This is a genomic window from Actinomadura sp. 7K534, from assembly GCF_004348575.1.
Lineage (GTDB): Bacteria > Actinomycetota > Actinomycetes > Streptosporangiales > Streptosporangiaceae > Spirillospora > Spirillospora livida.
The window spans coordinates 1-887 of sequence record NZ_SMKB01000514.1 but is presented as its reverse complement, the minus strand read 5'-3'; the positions used below and the strand labels follow the sequence as shown (position 1 = coordinate 887).

The 887-nt window shown below is 79.5% G+C and carries 1 protein-coding gene; it reads left to right on the top strand.

Annotation, left to right across the window (positions count from 1 at the left end):
- Positions 1-887 (top strand): acyltransferase domain-containing protein (locus E1266_RS37470; RefSeq protein ID WP_132055348.1); only part of this gene is annotated, 887 nt, incomplete at both ends.

Genomic DNA, 887 nt, shown 5'->3' with positions numbered 1-887 from the left:
CGCCCGCACCGGACCCGCCGCCGCCCGCGCCGCCGCCGACGTCCTGGACGCCGTCCAGGAGGGCCTGCCCCGCACCGGATGGCCGTCCCTGCGCACCGTCCTGCTGGACGACCCCGCCGCCTACCGGGAGGCGTCCCGCACCCCCGGCGTCGCCCAGCTCGCCGCCTACGCCGCCTCCGTCGCCGTCGACCGCGCCCTGCGCACCGCCGGCGTGCACCCCTCCTACGCGGTCGGGCAGAGCTTCGGCGAGATCGCCGCGCTGGTCAGCGCCGGCGCGTTCGCCATCGCCGACGGCGCCCGCATGGCCGTCAGCCTCGTCGGCGTGCTGACCCGCCGCGGCCGCGGCGGCGGCCTGGGCCTGCTGGAGACCGGCGAGGACGGCGCGCACGCCTGCATCGGCGCCGCCGGCGCCCCGCAGGTCGTCGTCGCGTGCCTCAACGCGCCGTCGGTCACCGTCGTGTCCGGCCCCGGCGAGCCACTGGAACGGGTCCTGGACGCCGCACGCGGCCGCGGGGTGCGGGCCGTGCGGCTCGCCGTCCCCTACCTGTCGCACCACCCGGCGATGGCCGGCGCCGACGACGAGTGGTACTCCATGATCCGCCGCTACCCGCAGCGGCCCCTGGAACTGCCCGTCCACTCGCCGGTGCGGGGCCGCGCCTACCACGACGGCGACGACCTGCACCGCGCGCTGGCCGACTGCATCGTCAAGCCCGTCCGGCTGCCGGAGGCGCTGCGCGCCGTCCACGACGCCGGCGCCACCGTGTTCACCGAGGCCGGCGCCGGCGACGCGCTATGCCAGTGCGCGCGGCTGACGCTGCCCGGCGCGCGGACCATGGCCCCGCTGCGCGGCCGCCCGCCCGGCCCCCGCCCCGGAACCGGAACCGCAC